General features: G+C 66.3%; 17 protein-coding genes. 5 read left to right on the top strand and 12 right to left on the bottom strand.

Translation table 11 applies throughout. The annotated features are described in order from the left end of the window. From AC1D1F_RS16295 to AC1D1F_RS16280, 4 genes are all read right to left on the bottom strand, one after another. Positions 1–561: a nucleotidyltransferase family protein gene (locus AC1D1F_RS16295; protein WP_477696475.1), complete on the bottom strand. Its 561-nt coding sequence runs from the start codon at positions 559–561 to the stop codon at positions 1–3. Next, positions 561–2,855 carry a xanthine dehydrogenase family protein molybdopterin-binding subunit gene (locus tag AC1D1F_RS16290; RefSeq protein WP_477675763.1) on the bottom strand — a complete coding sequence of 765 codons (2,295 nt, stop codon included), beginning with the start codon at positions 2,853–2,855 and terminating at the stop codon, positions 561–563. The genes AC1D1F_RS16295 and AC1D1F_RS16290 overlap by 1 nt, the downstream gene beginning before the upstream one ends. An 11-nt stretch (positions 2,856–2,866) precedes the next feature. Next, positions 2,867–3,325, bottom strand: coding sequence for a (2Fe-2S)-binding protein (locus AC1D1F_RS16285; RefSeq protein ID WP_477655187.1), 459 nt, complete (start codon positions 3,323–3,325; stop codon positions 2,867–2,869). 143 nt (positions 3,326–3,468) lie between these two features. Beyond that, positions 3,469–4,041, bottom strand: a complete 573-nt coding sequence (locus AC1D1F_RS16280) for a TetR/AcrR family transcriptional regulator (protein WP_477675764.1) — start codon at positions 4,039–4,041, stop codon at positions 3,469–3,471. 124 nt (positions 4,042–4,165) lie between these two features. Between AC1D1F_RS16280 and pdxH the strand changes: the two genes are divergently transcribed. Further along, positions 4,166–4,816: a pyridoxamine 5'-phosphate oxidase gene (gene pdxH / locus AC1D1F_RS16275; RefSeq protein ID WP_477675765.1), complete on the top strand. Its 651-nt coding sequence runs from the start codon at positions 4,166–4,168 to the stop codon at positions 4,814–4,816. Here the strand turns inward: pdxH and folK are convergent. From folK to AC1D1F_RS16250, 5 genes are read right to left on the bottom strand one after another with little or no spacing between them, the layout of a single operon-like run. Further along, positions 4,813–5,313, bottom strand: coding sequence for a 2-amino-4-hydroxy-6-hydroxymethyldihydropteridine diphosphokinase (gene folK / locus AC1D1F_RS16270; RefSeq protein ID WP_477675766.1), 501 nt, complete (start codon positions 5,311–5,313; stop codon positions 4,813–4,815). The two genes, pdxH and folK, sit on opposite strands and share 4 nt — an antisense overlap. 24 nt (positions 5,314–5,337) lie before the next feature. Continuing rightward, on the bottom strand, positions 5,338–6,945 hold the full coding sequence (gene pcnB, locus AC1D1F_RS16265) for a polynucleotide adenylyltransferase PcnB (RefSeq protein WP_477675767.1): 1,608 nt from the start codon (positions 6,943–6,945) through the stop codon (positions 5,338–5,340). A 6-nt stretch (positions 6,946–6,951) separates the two neighbouring features. Next, a complete protein-coding gene (locus tag AC1D1F_RS16260) occupies positions 6,952–7,629 on the bottom strand; it encodes an HAD family hydrolase (protein WP_477675768.1) in 678 nt (225 codons plus the stop codon). Next, positions 7,626–8,312, bottom strand: coding sequence for a DnaA regulatory inactivator Hda (gene hda, locus AC1D1F_RS16255; RefSeq protein WP_477675769.1), 687 nt, complete (start codon positions 8,310–8,312; stop codon positions 7,626–7,628). The genes AC1D1F_RS16260 and hda overlap by 4 nt, the downstream gene beginning before the upstream one ends. A gap of 24 nt (positions 8,313–8,336) precedes the next feature. After that, entirely contained in the window at positions 8,337–9,410 is a 1,074-nt protein-coding gene (locus AC1D1F_RS16250; protein WP_477675770.1) for an AI-2E family transporter, read from the bottom strand. A gap of 179 nt (positions 9,411–9,589) precedes the next feature. Between AC1D1F_RS16250 and purM the strand changes: the two genes are divergently transcribed. Then, a complete protein-coding gene (gene purM, locus AC1D1F_RS16245; RefSeq protein WP_092127164.1) occupies positions 9,590–10,630 on the top strand; it encodes a phosphoribosylformylglycinamidine cyclo-ligase in 1,041 nt (346 codons plus the stop codon). 24 nt (positions 10,631–10,654) lie between these two features. Continuing rightward, on the top strand, positions 10,655–11,878 hold the full coding sequence (locus tag AC1D1F_RS16240) for an MFS transporter (protein ID WP_477675771.1): 1,224 nt from the start codon (positions 10,655–10,657) through the stop codon (positions 11,876–11,878). Between the two features lie 11 nt (positions 11,879–11,889). Here AC1D1F_RS16240 and AC1D1F_RS16235 read toward each other — a convergent pair whose 3' ends face one another. Further along, positions 11,890–12,759, bottom strand: coding sequence for an EamA family transporter (locus AC1D1F_RS16235; RefSeq protein ID WP_477675772.1), 870 nt, complete (start codon positions 12,757–12,759; stop codon positions 11,890–11,892). Continuing rightward, on the bottom strand, positions 12,756–13,271 hold the full coding sequence (locus tag AC1D1F_RS16230; protein ID WP_477675773.1) for a hypothetical protein: 516 nt from the start codon (positions 13,269–13,271) through the stop codon (positions 12,756–12,758). The genes AC1D1F_RS16235 and AC1D1F_RS16230 overlap by 4 nt, the downstream gene beginning before the upstream one ends. 122 nt (positions 13,272–13,393) lie before the next feature. Here AC1D1F_RS16230 and AC1D1F_RS16225 point away from each other — a divergent pair, with 122 nt between their 5' ends. Together AC1D1F_RS16225 and AC1D1F_RS16220 are read left to right on the top strand one after the other, a co-directional pair. Beyond that, positions 13,394–14,317, top strand: coding sequence for a LysR family transcriptional regulator (locus AC1D1F_RS16225; RefSeq protein WP_477675774.1), 924 nt, complete (start codon positions 13,394–13,396; stop codon positions 14,315–14,317). 86 nt (positions 14,318–14,403) lie between these two features. Continuing rightward, positions 14,404–15,381 carry a ParA family protein gene (locus AC1D1F_RS16220; RefSeq protein ID WP_477675775.1) on the top strand — a complete coding sequence of 326 codons (978 nt, stop codon included), beginning with the start codon at positions 14,404–14,406 and terminating at the stop codon, positions 15,379–15,381. 15 nt (positions 15,382–15,396) lie between these two features. On the opposite strand, the gene metE is transcribed toward AC1D1F_RS16220, so the two are convergent. Continuing rightward, positions 15,397–17,748 (bottom strand): 5-methyltetrahydropteroyltriglutamate--homocysteine S-methyltransferase, encoded by a 2,352-nt coding sequence (gene metE / locus AC1D1F_RS16215; RefSeq protein WP_477696473.1) that lies wholly within the window; start codon positions 17,746–17,748, stop codon positions 15,397–15,399. Between the last annotated feature and the right edge of the window lie 113 nt (positions 17,749–17,861).

Here is a 17,861-nt window from a genome sequence, read left to right as displayed (position 1 = left end):
TCAGCGCCGCGCGAGCAGCGCTTCAGCTCGCTGCAAATCTTCCAGAGTGTCGATGTCAGTGACGATGCCTTCGTCTGCAAGGTCGAGCAGCGCAACGGACTGAAGCGCGGCTTGCGCCTGGACCACCGGGGACGCGCCCCGGTTTCCCGTCAATGCCAGCAGCGCCTCGTGGCACGCAGCCGAAAACCCCACCGGGTGGCCGCGCACGCCCTTGAACGTCGGCACCACCACCGCATGCCGCGCCAGCGCATCGGCCACCACCCGTAGCGTGGCGGCCTGCACCAGCGGCAGATCACCCGGCAAGACCAGCCAGCCCGAGGCTTCAGGCGTGGCCCGCACGGCGGCCGCGATGCAGTCGCCCATGCCGGGGTGGCCCGCATCCTCCAGGTGCCAGGGCAGGCCGCTGGCGGCCACGGCGTCCAGGGTGTGGCGCAGCACCGGCTTGCCAGCGAGCAGCGCCTGCAGCTTGTGCGTACCACCGCCCGACGCGGCAAAGCGCTCCCCCCGGCCTGAGGCCAGCACCAGCACCGTGGGGTCGCCCCTCGCCACGCCTTTGTCCATCACGCCAGTTTAAAAGGCAGCTCGCGCGGCGCCGGTTTTCCCGTGAGTTTGGCGATGGCGTTGGCAAAGGCCGGGGCCAGCGGCGGCAGGCCGGGCTCGCCCAGGCCGGTGGGCGCATCAGCGCTGGGCACGATGAACACCGCCACCGTGGGCATGTCGGTGATGCGCGGCACCGGGAAGTCGCCGAAGTTGCTTTGCTCCACCACGCCGTCTTTCAGCGTGATCGCCGCACCCGGCAGGCACATCGACAGCCCCATCAGCGCCGCGCCCTGAACCTGCGCCTCTATGCTGGTCGGGTTGATCGCGAGGTTGCAGTGCACGCCCGCGGTGATGCCGTGCAGCACCGGCGTGTTGTCCTTGACCGAGGCTTCGACCACATAGGCCACCACGGTGTTGAAGGATTCGTGCACCGCCACGCCCCAGGCGCGGCCGGCGGCCAGCGTGCGTTTGCCGTAGCCGGACTTGTCGACCGCCATCTGCAACGCGGCTGTATGGCGCGGATGTTTGGTGCCGAACTGCTTGAGGCGGTAGGCCACCGGGTCCTGCCCCGAGCTGCGCGCGACTTCATCGATCAGCGTTTCCATCACATAAGCCGTGTGGGTGGAGCCCACGCTGCGCCACCAGAGCACCGGCACGTTGAGCTTGGGGTGGTGCACCGACAGCCGCATCGGGATCTCGTAAGGCTCTTTCATGCCTTCGACCATGGTGCCGTCCACGCCGTCCTTGACCATGAAGGCTTCAAACGGCGTGCCGCCGACGATGGACTGGCCGACGATGACGTGGTCCCAGCCCAGAATCTCGCCCTTGTCGTCGAAGCCGATCTCGGCGCGGTGCACATGCATGGGACGGTAGTAGCCGCCCTTGATATCGTCTTCGCGGCTCCACAGCGTGCGCACCGCGGCCGTCAGCCCGGCGCCGCGCGCGGCCCTGGCGACGTTGCAGGCCTCAACAACATAGTCGCTGGTGGCGATCGCGCGGCGGCCAAAACCGCCGCCGGCCATCTGCACATTCACCTTGACGTTCTGCGGCGCCACGCCCAGTGCCTTGGAGGCGGCCAGCGCGTCCAGGCCCGGCATCTGCGTGCCCAGCCAGAGTTCGGCCTTGGCATCCGCGCCCTGTCCGCTGAGCTGCACCGTGCAGTTCAAAGGCTCCATGGGCGCGTGGGCCAGGTAGGGGAAGACAAACTCGGCGCTGATTTTTTTAGGGGCCGAAGCCAGCTTGCCGATGTTGTCGTTGTACTTGAGCGCACCGGCTTTTTGCGCCAGCGCGCGGTAGCTTGCGAGCTGCTGCGCGCTGTCGACCTTCTCGACGCCGCTGGTATCCCATTCGGCCTTGAGCGCATCGCGGCCCTGCTTGGCGGCCCAGTAGCCGTCGGCCACAACGGCCACGCCCTCACCGCCGCGGTCCAGCGGCACGCGCAGCACGGCCTTCACGCCGGGAACGGCCTTGGCCGCGCTGTCGTCCAGCGACTTGAGCTTGCCGGCGAACACCGGCGGATGCGCCACCACGGCCGTCAGCATGCCGGGCAGGCGCACGTCGATGCCGTAGCTCTGGCCGCCAGTGGATTTGGCGCGCGCATCGAGCCGGCCCGTGGGCTTGCCGATGATGCGGAACTGCTTCGGGTCCTTGAGCGTGACCGCTTCGGGCACCGGCAGCTTCATGGCCGCTTCGGCCAGCTCGCCGTACGTGAGGCGCTTGCCGCCTGGGCCGACCACCACGCCCTGCTGTGTGCGCAGGCTGCCGGCATCGACGCCCCACTGCGCGGCGGCGGCGGACACCAGCATGGCGCGGGTGCGCGCGCCGAGTTCGCGGTACTGCGTGTAGGAGTTCTTGATCGAGCCCGAGCCGCCCGTAAGGTGCATGCCGAACGCCGGGTCCACATAGGCAGGGTCGGCATTGCCGTGCTGGCTTTTGACCAGGGCCCAATCGGCGTCAAGCTCCTCGGCCAGGATCATGGGCAGGCCGGTCTGCACGCCCTGCCCGAAGTCGAGCCGGTTGATGGTGACGGTGACCGTGCCGTCCTTGTCGATGCGGACAAAGGCCGAGGGCTGCTGGGTCGGCTTGAGGCTGGATGCGGCGGGTGTCCCGGCCGTCGCCATGGTTTGCGCTTCTGAGAGCAGCGGAAACGCCCCGAGTGCAAAGCCGCCGGCAGTCGCGACCTTGAGGAAGCTGCGCCGCGGCAGCTCGGCATCTGCCATGTTTTTGGTAGCCGCTTGCGCTTTTTGCATGAGGGCCTGCAGGCCTTTTGGCAATTGCGAGGCGATGTCGAAGGTGTCTGTGGAATTGGAATACATGGTGTTCTCCTTCAAGCCAGGGTTTGAGCGGCGTCTTTGATGGCCGCGCGAATGCGCACATAGGTGCCGCAGCGGCAGATGTTGCCGGCCATGGCGCCGTCGATGTCGGCGTCGCTGGGCTTGGCATTGGCTTTGAGCAAAGCCGTGGCGCTCATCACCTGGCCGCTCTGGCAGTAGCCGCATTGCGCCACGTCGTGCTTGACCCAGGCGTCCTGCACCGCCTTGCCCACGCGGTCGGTGGCCACGGCTTCAATGGTGGTGATTTTCTGGCCGGCGGCGGCCGAAATCGGCGTGATGCAGGAACGTATGGCCGTACCGTTGAGGTGCACGGTGCAGGCGCCGCACAGCGCGGCGCCGCAGCCGAACTTGGTGCCCGTCATGCCCAGCGTGTCGCGCAGGGCCCAGAGTATGGGGGTGGATCCGTCGGCGTTGACGGCGGTGTCCTTGCCGTTGATGTTGAGGGTGGGCATCGTGGAACTCCTTGCAGTTGTTGTTAGTCAGGGGAAACGGGAAGCACTTGTCGAATTTATATTCGCTTAAAGCACGGTTTTTATCAAAATAAGGTGGCCCGCGGATATCAGGGGGTATTCACTTTCGGGACGTCGCCAGGCGATCAGGCCTTGATGGCGTCCCAGCACAGGCCGAAGGCCGCCTGGCGCACGGCCTCGTCATCGGGCAGCACCTGTGTGCGTATCAGGTTGGCGGTCTCCCGCACCGAGCCCACCACGCTGGCCGTGAGCAGGGGTAGCGGCACGGGCTTGAAGATCTCCTGCTGCTGGCCTTCTTCCATCAGCGCCAGGAAGCTCGCCGCCAGCCGCGCCGACAGCTCGCGGTTGCCCTGCGTGAACCAGGGGGAGTTGTAATACTGCTCCTGGAACACCACCTCGGCGTGGCGCTCCAGCCGGTGCCGCAGCAGGTTGCACCAGATGCGCCGCACCCGGCTGCGCAAGGGAGAGCCGGGAAGTACGCCGTCCATCAGGCGCTGCATGGTCGCGGTCTTGGCTTCTTCGTAGAGCTGGCTGATCAACTCGTCCTTGGACGGGTAGTAGACGTAAAGCGTGCTGGTGGCGATGCCGGCCGTGCGGGCGATGTCGGCCATGGTCAGGCCGCTCAGGCCGGTCTGGGCCACCAGGTTGAAGGTGGCCTCGGCAATCGCGCGCTGCTTTTCGTCGTCTTTGGGCTTCATGGGAAGCTCAGAATATAAGCGAATATTAATTCGCTATCAAGCGCCACCTCAAAACACTACCCATGCTTATAGGACAAGGGCGGTTGCGGACAAGGGCATGGGCCGAGCGGGCACAATCATGGGCATGAGCCAGCCCACCCTCTCCATTGCCGACCTGCGCAAAAGCTACGAACGCGCCGAACTCAACGAAGACGCCTCGCAGGCCGACCCGCTCAAGCAGTTCGAGCAGTGGCTGCAGGAAGCCATCGCGGCCGAGGTGCCCGAACCCAATGCCATGACACTGGCCACAGTAGCCAGCGACCTGCGCCCCTCCACCCGCATCGTGCTGATCAAGGGCTATGACGAGCGCGGCATCACCTGGTTCACCAACTACGACAGCCGCAAGGGCCGGGAACTGGCCGGCAATCCTTATGCGGCGCTGCAGTTCCATTGGGTGGAGCTGGAGCGCGTGGTGCGCATTGAGGGCGTGGTCGAAAAGGTTTCCGCCGAGGAAAGCGACGCCTACTTCAACACCCGGCCGCTGGATTCCCGCATAGGCGCCTGGGCCAGCCCGCAAAGCGAGGTGATCGCCGGGCGCGGCGTGCTGGTGGCCAATGCGGCCAAATATGGCGCTAAATTTTTGCTGCAGCCCCCACGCCCGTCGCACTGGGGCGGCTACCGCCTGAAGCCCGACAACTGGCAGTTCTGGCAGGGGCGTAAAAGCCGGCTGCATGACCGGCTGCGGTATACGCTGCAGGAGGGCGGGGACTGGCTGCGGGAGCGGCTGGCGCCTTAGTCCTTATCGCTTGGCCGGTCCAGCCGTTCAATGCGCTGTTGGGCCACGGCCGCCAGTTGGGCGGCGCTGACCAGCCCAGGCTCGATCTCCGCCAGCGGCACCAACACAAAAGCGCGTTGCCACATGCGCGGATGGGGCACCGTCAGGTGGGGCGACTCAATGTGCCCGCTACCGTAAATCAGCAAGTCAAGATCCAGCGTTCGCGGTGCGTGCAGGTAGGGCCGCTCGCGGCCCGCAGTCAATTCGATCTGGAGCAGATGCCGTAGCAAGACCGGCGCCGGCAGGCTGGTCTCGATTTTGAGAACAGCATTAAGGTAATCGTCTCCCGATGCCTGGACTTGCACACCATCGGCAGTGGTGATGGGAGCAGTTCGGTAAAGGCCGGATCGGGCGATCACTGTGGTGCCCGGCAGGCGGGCCACGTCCTTCGTAGCCTGTGCGAGCGCGGCCGCCGCATCACCGAGGTTGGCGCCCAGGCCAATGTAGGCGTCAACCATGCCCGTGCCTGCGCGCCTGGTGGCTTACTCGCCGTCGTTGCCGGCGGGAGCAGAAGCCGCAGCAGCGTCTCCCCCTCCACCACCGCGGTTGGCGGGCTTGCGCCGCCGGCGGCGTTTTTTGGCAGGTGCGGCATCGCCCTGCTCGCCTGGCACGTCGGCCTCATCGCTTGTGGGACGTTCGGCATGACCTGATCCGGCTTCAGCGTCCGGGCGCTTGACGCGAACCCGCGGCGCCTGCGGTTTATGCTGCTGCGCCTGGCGCGCTTCCTCGATCATCGCGTGGCGTTCGTCGTCGTAGGCGGTGCTGAACTTCTCCCACCATTCGGCGAGCTCCATGTCGATCTCGCCGGTCTGCGCGCGCAGGCGCAGGAAGTCGAAGCCGGCGCGAAAACGCGGCTGCTCGAGCAGCGAATAGGGTGCGCTGCCGCTGCGTTTTTCAAAACGCGGCTGCATGGTCCAGATCTCGCGCATGTCGGTGCCCAGCTTGCCGCGGCCCGACACGTCGCCGATCTTGGCGTTGAAGGCATCGTCGATCGCGTCCTGCAGCGCGGGCATGAGGTGCTCGCCGCGCTTCTTGCGCTGCTCCCAGCCTTCGCGCACGTCGGCCCACAGTACGCAGGACAGCAAAAAGCTGGGCGCCACCGGCTTGCCTTCGCCGACACGGCGGTCGGTGTCCTGCAGGGCCAGCTTGAGGAAAGGTTCGTCGGCGTTTTCAACCACCACGTCGAGCAGCGGATAGATACCGGTGCCCAGGCCCAGGAACTTGAGCTGGGCGATGCTGGCCAGCGCATGGCCGGTCTGCAGCAGCTTGAGCATTTCGTCGAAGAGGCGCGACTGCGGCACGTCGGCCAGCAGGCCCTTCATCTCGCGCAGCGGCGCCACCGTCTTGTCTTCAAACTTGAAGCCCAGCGCGCTGAGCTTGGCCGCGAAACGCACGGCGCGGATGATGCGCACCGGGTCTTCGCGGTAGCGCACGGCCGGGCTGCCGATCATGCGGATGATTCGTTTCTTGGCGTCCTTGATGCCGTTGTGGTAGTCGACCACCACCTGCGTTTCAGGGTCGTAGTACATCGCGTTGATGGTGAAGTCGCGGCGCGCGGCATCCTGCTCGATGGGACCCCAGACGTTGTCGCGCAGCACCCGACCGGAGGCGTCGACGGCGTGTTTCATGCCGGCCAGTTCGCTCTTGCTCGTGCGCTCATTGCCGCCGACCTGCTCGGCCAGGCTGCTGTCGAGGTGGGCGCGGAAGGTCGAGACCTCGATGACCTCGTGTTCGCGGCCGCGGCCGTAGATGACGTGCACGATGCGAAAGCGCCTGCCGATGATGAAGGCGCGGCGAAACAAGGACTTGACCTGCTCGGGCGTGGCGTCGGTGGCGACGTCGAAGTCCTTGGGCCGCAGGCCCACCAGCAGGTCGCGTACCGCGCCGCCGACGATGTAGGCCTCATAACCGGCGTCCTGGAGCGTGTGCACCACGTCCATGGCGCGGTCGTCCACCAGCTTGACGTCGATGCCGTGTTCCTTGACGCCTACGTCCTGGCGCTGCCCGAAGGGGGATTTTTTGGCCCGTTTGGCACCGGGCTCCGTGCTGTCGGACTTGCCGAACAGCTTGTCGATGAATTTTTTGATCATGAAATACTAGGTAAACAGCTCAAGTATGCGCCATCCGCGCTCTACCGCCAGCGCCCGCAGGCGCTCGTCGGGGTTGGTGGCGACGGGGTGGGCGACCTTCTCCATCAGGGCCAGGTCGTTCAGGGAATCGGTATAAAACGTGGTTTCCACGTCGTCCCAGGACAGCCGGCGGGAGGCCAGCCATTGTTCCATGCGGGTGACCTTGCCTTCGCGGGCCGAGGGCGTGCCCCGGATTTCACCGGTCACCCAGCCCTGGGCGTCGCGCTCGAGCTCCACCGCGATCAATTCCTTGACGCCGAAAGCGTCGGCGATGGGCCGCGTGACGAATTCATTGGTGGCGGTGACGATGAGCAGCTCGTCGCCCGCCGCGCGGTGGCCGTCCACCAGGGCCAGGGCCTGGGGTGTGATGGCTTTCTGCACGACCTCCCGCATGAAGCGGACATGGGCGGCGGCCGAACTGGCGGCGCCCTGCTCCCGGATGGCCTGGGTGGCGAAGCGCACGTAATCATGGATGTCCAGCGTGCCGGCGCGGTAGTGCTCGAAGAATTCGGCATTGCGGCGCTTGAACTCGGTGCTATCGCACCAGCCCAGCGCAATCGTGAATTCGCCCCATTCGTAATCAGAGTCGATGGGAAGCAGCGTGTGATCCAGATCAAACAACGCAATCTTTTTCTTGCCCGTCATTCACTCTCCAGCATGGACTTGATCAGGGGGATGGTGATGGCGCGCTTGGTCTGCAGGGCGTAGCCGTCGAGCTGGTCGAGCAGCTGCATCAGGCTGCCGAGATCGCGCGAAAAGCGGGTCAGCATGAAGTCCATGGCCTCGTCGCTCAGGAACACGCCGCGCGCGTCGGCCTCGCGCCGCAGCACGGCGCGCCGCTCGGGTTCGGTCAGGGCCTGCAGCGCGAACACATGACCCCAGCCCAGGCGGGTGCGCAAATCCTCGCGTAGTATCAGATCGGCGGGCGGCACGTTGCCGGCGGCCAGCACCCAGCGCGGCCGGCCGTCTGGGGCGCTGAGTGCGTTGACGAACCAGTTGAAGGCCGCCTGCTGTTGCACCGCGGTGTAGAGATGGCAGTCGTCCAGGATGACGGCGGCCCAGGATTCGTTGAATTCGGGCGGCTCCAGCAGCGAGGCGTCCATCCAGCCGCTGGCGGCGCCCTGCTCGCGCAGCGCCTCGCGCACGGCCTTGAGCAGATGGGTCTTGCCGCTGGCGGTTTCACCCCAGAGGTAGGTGGGCACGGGTGAACGCAACGTATTGCCGGCCCAGAGCTCGAGGTGCTTGAGCGCGGCCTCATTCGGCCCGCCAAAAAAATTGGCGAACGAGGGAGCCGAAGCCAGCCCGATGTCCAGCGCAATCTGTTTCATGCCCGCCATGTGCTTATCCCAACCTCATCCAGCCTTGTAAAGCCGGCTGGACATGTAGCTGGCTTTGACGCGGCGTATGCCCACCAGCAGCACCGCGCTGGCCGGCAGGGCCACCAGCACGCCGACAAAGCCGAACATCTGGCCGAACGCCAGCAAGGCAAAAATCACCGCCAGCGGGTGCAGGCCTATGCGCTCGCCCACCAGGCGCGGCGTGAAATACAAGCTTTCCACCACTTGCCCGATGCCATAGACCACAGCCACCATGACCAGCGCCTTGAGCGACGCGAATTCGAGCAGGCCAGCCAGCACCGCCAGCATCAGGCCCAGGCCGAAGCCGAGGTAGGGGATGAACATCGCCAGGCCGGTGAAGACGCCTATAGGCACGGCCAGGTCCAGGCCGAACAGGGCCAGGCCCACGGCATAAAACACCGCCATGATCAGCATGACCAGCAACTGGCCGCGCAGGTACTGGCCCAGCACCGCGTCGGCTTCTTTGGTGAAGCTGTCGAAACCGCCGCGCAGGTGGGGCGGCACCAGTTCGAGCACGCGGGCGACGAACTTGTCCCAGTCCATCAGCAGGTAAAACAGCGCCACAGGAATCAGCACGGCGTTGCCCATGATGGCCAGCGCCACGCTGCCACCCAGCTTGAGCGAGGACATCAGCGAGGTGAACAGGTCCTCGAAATTGGCATTGAGGTACTTCACCACAAAGGCCTTGATGCTGGCCACGTCCAGTGATACATGGATGCCGAACTGCGCCAGCCACGGGGCCAGGCTGGTATTGAGCCTGTCGGCCAGCAGCGGCACCTGCTCACGCAGCACCGGCAGTTCCTTGGCCATGATGGGCACGATCAGCAGGAACAGGCTCAGCAGCACCACGATGAAGAGAAATTCGACCACGATCACCGCCACCACGCGCGGCAGGCGGCCCTTGCCCATGGAATCCAGCCGGTTGACCAGCGGCGTCAACGCGTAAGCCAGCACCGCGGCCACCACAAAGGGCGTGAGCACCGGCCCCAGCAGCCACAGCGCGAGAACGACCAGGGCGGCGATCAGGCACCAGGCGGCGGCGCGTTTTTGGGTGGTGGTGAATTGCATAAAGCCTTGGGTTGAACTGGCCGGAACACGCCGCGGAAGGGCCTGAAAGCGGCCGGATGGGTAGCCTTTAGAATCTCAGGCTGAATTCTATCGGGCTTGCAGGCCCCTCCAGCGCCGCAAACCCGCCTTCCAGCCCCCTCATCCGCCCTACCGCCCCAACCCGTAGCAAAGCCGACACCATGACCACCTCTTCCCCTTCCCCCCTGAGCTACAAAGACGCGGGCGTCGACATCGACGCGGGCGACGCGCTGGTCGAGCGCATCAAGCCCCTGGCCAAAAAAACCATGCGCGAAGGCGTGCTGGCCGGCATCGGCGGCTTCGGCGCGCTGTTTGAAGTGCCCAAACGCTACAAGGAACCCGTGCTGGTCAGCGGCACCGACGGCGTGGGCACCAAGCTCAAGCTGGCCTTTGAATGGCAGATGCACGACACCGTGGGCATAGACCTGGTGGCCATGAGCGTCAACGACGTGCTGGTGCAAGGCGCCGAGCCGCTGTTTTTCCTGGACTACTTCGCCTGCGGCAAGCTGGACGTGGACACGGCCGCGGCCGTGGTCGGCGGCATCGCCAAGGGCTGTGAACTCAGCGGCTGCGCCCTGATTGGCGGCGAAACCGCCGAAATGCCCGGCATGTACCCGGCAGGCGAATACGACCTGGCCGGTTTTGCCGTGGGCGCGGTCGAGAAATCCAAGATCCTGACCGGAAAAGACGTCAAGCCCGGCGACGTGGTGCTGGGCCTGGCCAGCAGCGGCGTGCATTCCAACGGTTTCAGCCTGGTGCGCAAATGCATAGAGCGCGCGGCCGGCAATGCGCCCGCCACGCTGGACGGCAAACCCTTCAAGCAGGCCCTGATGGAGCCCACCCGCCTTTACGTGAAGAACGTGCTGGCCGCGCTGGCAGCTCATCCCATCAAGGCCCTGGCCCACATCACCGGCGGCGGCTTGCTCGAAAACATCCCGCGCGTGCTGCCCGAAGGCACGGCCGCCCACCTCAAAAAGGGCAGCTGGCCGCAAACCGAGCTGTTCGCCTGGCTGCAAAAAACCGCCGGCATCGACGACTTCGAGATGAACCGCACCTTCAACAACGGCATCGGCATGGTCGTCGTCGTGGACGCCGCCAACGCGCAAGCCACAGCCAAGACCCTGCGCGATGCGGGTGAACAGGTTTATGAGATCGGTGTGATCGCCGCCAAGGGCGACGGCGCTGCCGTCACGGTCGGCTAAACCTCGGCGCGGCACCAACAACCCATGCCGCAGCCCACTCCTCCTCCGGTCACCCCGGCCCGCCGCCTTCCGGCGGCCATCTGGGCGCTGGGCTTTGTCAGCCTCTTGATGGACATCTCCTCCGAGATGATCCACAGCCTGCTGCCGGTCTTCATGGTGACGGTGCTAGGCACCAGTCTCTGGGCCGTCGGCTTCATCGAAGGCCTGGCCGAAGCCACGGCGCTCATCGTCAAGGTTTTCTCAGGCGTGCTCAGCGATTACTGGGGCAAACGCAAGCCCTTGACGCTGCTGGGCTACGGCCTGGGCGCGGCATCCAAACCCCTCTTCGCGATAGCCACGACGACCGGGCTGGTGCTCACCGCCCGCCTGGTCGACCGCGTGGGCAAGGGCATACGCGGCGCCCCGCGGGACGCCATGGTGGCCGACCTGGCCCCGCCGGGCATGCGCGGCGCGGCGTTCGGTTTGCGCCAATCACTGGACACGGTGGGCGCCTTTATCGGGCCGCTACTGGCCATGGGCCTGATGCTGCTCTGGGCCAATGACTTCCGGGCGGTGTTCTGGGTCGCCGTGATTCCGGGTGTGCTGGCGGTGGCGCTGCTGCTGGTCGGCGTACGCGAGCCCGAGCGCGAACAGGCACCGGATGCCCCGCGCCTGAATCCCATCACCCGCGCCAACCTCAAGCGCCTGGGTGCGCCCTACTGGCGTGTAGCGGTGCTGGGCGCGGTGTTCATGCTGGCGCGCTTCAGCGAAGCCTTCTTGCTGCTGCGCGCCATGCAGGGCGGCCTGCCGGTGGCTTACACGCCGCTGGTCCTGGTCGCCATGAACCTGGTTTATTCCCTGGGCGCCTACCCTTTCGGCAAGCTGGCGGACCGCATCAGCCATAGCGCCTTGCTGGCCTGGGGCTTGGCGGTGCTCGCGGCGGCGGACCTGCTGCTTGCCGCCGGCAGCCACTGGGGCATGGCTGCGGCGGGCATCGCGCTGTGGGGCCTGCATATGGCCATGACCCAGGGCCTGCTCGCCACCATGGTGGCCGAGACGGCACCGGCGGATCTGCGCGGAACGGCTTTCGGCTTTTTTAACCTTGTCAGCGGCCTGGCGTTGCTGGTGGCCAGCACTCTGGCCGGCGTGCTCTGGGACCAGTTGGGCGCGCCTGCGACTTTTGCCGCGGGCCTTGTTTTCAGCCTGGCGGCACTTGCGTTGCTGGGGACTTGGCGCAACGCACTGCGGCTGCAGGCACCAGCGGCCTGACGCCTGCCGGCTCAGGCCAGCGCCAGCCCCGCCACACCCAGCAGCATCAACGCCGCGCCCAGCACCTGCGAGGGCTTGAGGGATTCCTTGAGCAGCCGGGCGCCCATCAGCGTGCCTATCAGCATGGACATCTCGCGCACCGGGGCCACATAGCTGAGCGGCGCGGACTGCACGGCGAACAGCACCAGGCAATAGGCCAGCGGCGACAGCACACCGACCAGCACAATCGCCGTGCGGTGCTGCCGCCACTGCCCGCGCAGTGCGCCGCGCTGGTGCAAGGCCCAGGGTGCGAGCAGCACGGTGCGAAACGCCAGGCTCGTGGCATAGAACAATACAGGCGCCATGCCCAGCGACTTCACGGCCCAGCCATCAATCACGGTATAGCCGGCGATGCACACGCCGGTCAGCGCGCCCCAGAGCACGCCGCGCCGGCGCCGCTGCGCATCACCGCCGGCAGCACCCGTGGTGCCACCGGCCGTCATGAAGACACCGGCGAGCACCAGGGCCACACCCAGCCAGCCCAGCACGCTGGGCAGTTCGCCGAGCAGCACCACAGCCCCCAGCACCGCGAGCAGCGGCCCGGTGCCCCTGGCCATGGGATAGACCACGGCGAAGTCGCCCGCCCGGTAGCCTTTTTGCAGCACCAGCAAATACACCACATGCACCAGCGCGCTGGCCAGCACGGCCAGCCACATCCAGCCGTCAAAGGCCTGCGGGTGCAGTTGCCAGGCCACCAGGGCGACCGGCGCCGCGGCCGCCACGCTGACGCAGCCGAACAGCCAGACGAAGAGCGTGCCGCCCGCCGCGCGCTTGGCCACGATGTTCCAGAGCGCGTGGCAGACCGCCCCCGCCAGTACCAGTGCCAGCGTTTGGGCGTTCATGCCGGCGCGCCGGGCTCGGGCAGGCGGAAACGGCTGTCCAGCAAGGCTTTGACGCGCCCGGCAATGGCCTCGCACTCTTCCGGGCCAAGCGGCGCGAATCCCGACGCCCACGCCGCCATGTCCGCCCAGCGCGGGAATTTGGGCGACTCGCCCCAGCGCCAGTCGGGATTCATCGCCTGCCGGCTGCGCCCCAGCACATGCAGGTGCACGCGGCGATGCGCCTGGACGTCCTTGGGCCCGGCGGGCGGGGCCTGGTCATTGAGCGCCCAGTTGCCGGCCTCCCAGTAGTTGAGGCAGCCGTCGCTTAGGGCAGGCAGTACGTCCAGCATGGCGCGGCCGGTGGCGGCCACCAGGCAGGACCAGTGGGCCAATTCGAGCGGCGCCAGTTCACTGCGCTCCCAGACCGGCCGCGGCGGGTTGACGACCAGGTGGCCGCCGTCACGGCGGTCGCATAAAAGGGCGTCGGGGAGAAGCAGGGTGCCGCCGGAGCAGCTATGCAAAACAAGGGGCATGAGGAAAGCCTTTGACAATGGATGATGAGCAAGAATCATCAAATGATGTCCTGGCTGACCGCCATATTCGATGAATTTCCTGGAAATAACACCATCACCCATCAATAAAGCAGCTTCCAATGATGAGTAAAACAGATGACTCCAACCTCCAGGCGCTGCCGCTGAACGCCGTACGGGTGTTTGTGGAAGCCGCCCGCCAGCTTAACTTCAGCCGCGCCGGCCGCGTGTTGGGCATGAGCCAGGGCGGTGTCAGTCGCCATGTCGCCACGCTGGAGCGCTACTTCGGCCAGCCCTTGTTCGCGCGCAGCGGCACTTCGGTGCGCCTGACGGATGCCGGGCGCCTGTATTTCGACACGGTGCAGGACGCCCTGTCGACCATAGAGCTGGCCACCCGCCAGCTGGCGCAAAGCCAGGCCGGCGCCCGCCTCATCGTGCGCACTTCGCTGCCCACCTTTGCGATGACGACGCTGATCCCCGCCCTGCCCGGCTTCCAACCCGCGGCCCCGGTGGCGGTGGACCTGGTGACCTCGCTTTCGCCGCCGGGCCCGGCCGACAGCTATGACGTGCTGATCACGCGCGACCTGGCCGTCGCCGGCGCCGAGCACTGGTTGCTGGCCGCCGAAAACCTGGTGTGCGTGGCGTCCCCGGCGCGTTGCCGCGAGTTCGCGAACCAGCCCGTCAGCCAGTGGCAGTTTCTCGCGGCGCAGTCGCGGCCCGACGTGCTGGCCGCCTGGTCTGCACAGGTGGGCCTGCAGGCGGCCGGCATTCACGTCAGCGCCAGCTTCGACCACTACTTCCTGGCGATCGCGGCGGCGACAGGCGGCATGGGCCACCTGGTGGTGCCCGAACTGCTGGTCGCCGAGCCCTTGCGCCGGGGCCATCTGTTGCGCGCCGCGCCTGACGCCGTCCGGGGTGATGCCAGCTATTCGGCCTACATCAACCCGCGCAGCACTGTCCCCGAAACAGGCCGGGCGTTTTGCCGCTGGCTCAAAGGCTGGCTCAGGGAGGCCGCGGAGGGCGAGTCGCCTGCGCTACAAAAACACTAGCTGCGGGCGCCGATGCCGACTGGCTTCACTGGACTTTTTGTTATTTCTGTATCAAACTGTTCCTCTGATCCGTCTTTGGAGCATGCATGCCGGTCATCGCAGTCGTCAACCGCAAGGGAGGCAGTGGCAAAAGCACACTGGCCGCGCACATCGCCGCCTGGTGCGCACGCAACGGCAGCTCTGTCATGCTGGGCGACGTGGACCGGCAGCAGTCAGCGCGCAGCTGGCTCAAGCGCCGCGACGCCGGGCTGCCGGCCATCGCCCCCTGGGCCGTGGACCAGAAAAACATGCTGCGCGTGCCCACCGGCATCACCCACGTGGTGCTCGACACGCCGGGCGGCATGCACGGTTTCGAACTGGCGCGGGTCGTGATGTTCGCCGACGCCATCATCATGCCGGTATGCAATTCCATGTTCGACCGCGAATCCGCGGCGCAGTGCCACGCCGACCTGATGGCGCTGCCGCGCGTAGCCAGCGGCCGCTGCCGCCTCGCCACCGTGGGCATGCGCATAGACGGGCGCACCAGCGCCGCAAAAGTCCTGGAGGAATGGTCGGAAGCCCTGGGCATGCCTTTTCTGGGCGCGCTGCGCGAAACCCAGCTCTATGTACGCAGCCTGGAGCGCGGCATGACGATGTTCGATTTGCCGGCCAGCGCCGCCGCGCCCGACCTCGCCCAATGGCAACCCATCCTCAACTGGCTCAGGCCCACGCTGTACCCGCCGCAGGCGGCCAACGACGCCCCAGAGCACACGCCGGCCAGGACCGTGGCCAAGGTCCCGCCGCAGATGGTCGCGCCCCGGCCTTCGGTCGCCGCGACACTGGGCGCCAGGCCGCTCAACCCGGCGCCCGCGCAAAAAGCAGCCACGTCGCGCCCGGGCAGTTCCCTGCCCGGCAGCCTGATGCCCGCGCAGGAATCGCTGATACACGGCGCGCGCATGTCCGCCCAGAGCACGGCCCGCGCGGTGGGCCGGCCCGTCCAGGTCAGCAGCGCGCCCGTGATGTCACGCAACGTGAATTCGCCCGACGGCATGCAGATTCCGCAGTTCCTCAAGCGCGGCACCTGACGCGCTGGACTGGCTTCAGGCCGCGAGTTCTTCGCGGACCTCGCGCGCAGCCTGCACCATATTGCCCAGCGCCGCCTCGGTCTCGGGCCAAGCGCGCGTCTTCAGGCCGCAGTCGGGGTTGATCCAGAGGTTTTCCGCCGGAATCACCGCCGCCGCCTTGCGCAGCAGCCGCACCATCTCGTCCACCGTGGGCACGCGCGGTGAATGGATGTCGTAGACGCCGGGGCCTATCTCGTTGGGGTACTTGAAGTCGCCGAAGCCGCGCAGCAGCTCCATGTCGGAGCGGCTGGTTTCAATCGTGATCACGTCGGCATCCATGGCAGCGATTTCCGGCAGGATGTCGTTGAACTCCGAATAGCACATGTGGGTGTGGATCTGCGTCTCGTCGGCCACGCCGCTGGCGCTGATGCGGAAGGCGCGCGTGGCCCATTCCAGGTAAGCCTTCCAGCCGGCGCGGCGCAGCGGCAGTCCTTCGCGTATCGCCGGCTCGTCGATCTGGATGATGCCTATGCCGGCGCCCTCCAGGTCCACCACCTCATCGCGTATCGCCCAGGCGATCTGCCCGGCGGTCAGGCTGCGCGGCTGGTCGTCGCGCACAAAAGACCATTGCAGGATGGTGATGGGGCCGGTCAGCATGCCTTTCATGGGCCGTTTCGTGAGACTTTGCGCATACACCGTCCAGGCCACCGTCATGGCCGCGGGGCGCGCCACGTCGCCGTAAATCACCGGCGGCTTGACGCAGCGCGAGCCGTAGGACTGCACCCAACCGTTGGCGCTGAAGGCAAAACCGTCGAGCTGCTCGCCGAAATATTCGACCATGTCGTTGCGCTCAGCCTCGCCGTGCACCAGCACGTCCAGGCCCAGCGCTTCCTGCTTGCGCACCGCCAGCCGGATTTCAGCCTGCATTTTTTCGGCGTACTGCGATTTGCCGATCTCACCGCGCTTGAAGGCCGCGCGCGCGGCGCGTATCTCGGCGGTCTGCGGAAACGAGCCTATCGAGGTGGTCGGGAACAGCGGCAAGGCAAAGCGCGCGCGCTGCACCTGCTGGCGCCGGCTGAAAGGCGACGGCCGCTGATCAGCGCCCGCGGCGGCCTGGGCCAGCCGCGCCGCCACGGTGGCGCGGTGCACACGCGGGCTGTTGCGGCGCGCCTGGGCCGCCAGGCGGGCGGCGGCCAGTTCGGGTTCCACGGCGTTTTCGCGGCCCTCGAGCACGGCCTTCAGCATGCGCAGCTCAAACAGTTTCTCGACCGCAAAGGCCAGCCAGGACTTGAGTTCGGTGTCCAGCCTGTCCTCGGCTTCCAGGCTGTAAGGCACGTGCAGCAGCGAGCAGGATGGCGCCAGCCAGAGTTCGCCCTGGTGCTTCTCGGCCACAGGCCTCAGCCTGGCCAGGGCGGCATCGGGGTCGGTGCGCCAGATGTTGCGGCCGTCGACGATGCCGACCGACAGCACCTTGTGGCTGGGCAGCCAGTCGGCCACGCCGATGAGTTCTTCAGGCGCGCGCACCGCATCCACATGCAGGCCCGCCACCGGCAGCTGGCAGGCCATGCGCAGGTTCTCCTGCAACGGCGAAAAGTAGGTGGCCAGCAGCAGCTTGACGCCGCCGCGCGAGAGCTGCCAATAGCTGGATTCAAAAGCCTGGCTCCAGGCCACCGGCAGGTCCAGGCCCAGGATGGGTTCGTCCATCTGCACCCATTCCACGCCCTGGGCCTTGAGGCGAGCGAGGATTTTTTCGTAGACCGGCAGCAGCTTGCCCAGCAGGCTGAAGCGGTCAAAGCCCGGCGTTTTTGCCTTGCCCAGCCAGAGGAAACTCAGCGGCCCCAACAGCACGGCCTTGACGGCGTGGCCGGCCAGCCTGGCCTGCGCGACTTCATCAAACAGGCGTTCGGATGCCAGGCTGAATTCGGTGCCAGGACCAAACTCCGGCACCAGGTAGTGATAGTTGGTGTCGAACCATTTGGTCATCTCGAGGGCGAATGTTCCGCCCTCAGCCTGGTCCTTTTCTTTGCTATTGCCGCAGCCGCAGCCGCAGTCCAGCCAGTGGGTATCGCCGCCCTCGGCAATCACGCCGCGCGCCATCGCGAAGTAGCGACTAAGGGCGGGCTCCTGTCCGGTAAAACCAAAGCGCGCCGGCTCGCAGCCCAGCATCTGGATGTGGTTGGCTACGTGGTCGTAAAAAGCAAAGTCACCCACCGTCACGAAATCCAGCCCGGCTTCTTTCTGCACGGCCCAATGGCGCTCGCGCAATTCGGCGCCGGCCGCTTCCAGCGCGGCCGGGCCGATCTCGCCGCGCCAGTGTTTTTCAAGCGCGAATTTCAGTTCCCGGTGCGCGCCCATGCGCGGAAAACCCAGGGTGTGTGTATGGACCATGCCGCTTATCTCCCGATTGCAAATCAAACAAAGAACGCATGGTCGTGCAGATTCAACTATTATTCAAACGAAAGATATTGCCTTTCAACGTGAAAATAATTGATTCACCTCTA

The organism is Polaromonas sp. P1_H6, assembly GCF_056405195.1.
This window is presented reverse-complemented; position numbering and strand designations above follow the sequence as displayed.